Raw genomic sequence first — 485 nt, 5'->3', positions numbered from 1 at the left:
AAGGATATTTGATTAACTTTTAATCAAATTTCATGTATGCAGTTTTCAAGGTACAATTTATATCAGGCTTAACACTTAACCTCACGGCTAAATTTTTATAAGCCAATGGGCTTAAGTGGACTCGAACCACCGACCTCACGCTTATCAGGCGTGCGCTCTAACCAGCTGAGCTATAAGCCCATCTTGAAATCTTTCGATTTCAGTGGAGATGAAGAGATTCGAACTCTCGACCCCCTGCTTGCAAGGCAGGTGCTCTCCCAACTGAGCTACATCCCCATTTGATCTGGCAGCCACCTGCTCTCCCACACCGTCTCCAGTGCAGTACCATCGGCCGCTTAGGTCTTAACCGTCGTGTTCGGGATGGGAACGGGTGTGTCCCCTAAGCGCATCACTACCAGAAATGTTGTTATTCAGTTTTCCTTGATAACTCAACAGTAAAACACATTCTTTACTCTACTTCTTCTTCCTTAGAAAGGAGGTGATCC

General features: G+C 45.4%; 2 tRNA genes and 1 rRNA gene. All 3 read right to left on the bottom strand.

The window, feature by feature from the left end:
• Positions 1-106: 106 nt before the first annotated feature.
• The 3 genes from LJE09_RS17460 to rrf all read right to left on the bottom strand — a co-directional run bounded on the left by LJE09_RS17460 (position 107) and on the right by rrf (position 399).
• Positions 107-180: transfer RNA gene (locus LJE09_RS17460), tRNA-Ile, on the bottom strand.
• A gap of 23 nt (positions 181-203) precedes the next feature.
• A tRNA-Ala gene (locus LJE09_RS17455) sits at positions 204-276 on the bottom strand.
• 5 nt (positions 277-281) lie between these two features.
• Positions 282-399, bottom strand: a 5S ribosomal RNA gene (rrf, locus tag LJE09_RS17450).
• Positions 400-485: the final 86 nt, after the last annotated feature.

Origin of the sequence: Blautia sp. DFI.3.45 (assembly GCF_020593505.1) — a bacterium.
GTDB lineage: Bacteria > Bacillota > Clostridia > Lachnospirales > Lachnospiraceae > Blautia_A > Blautia_A wexlerae.
This window is presented reverse-complemented; position numbering and strand designations above follow the sequence as displayed.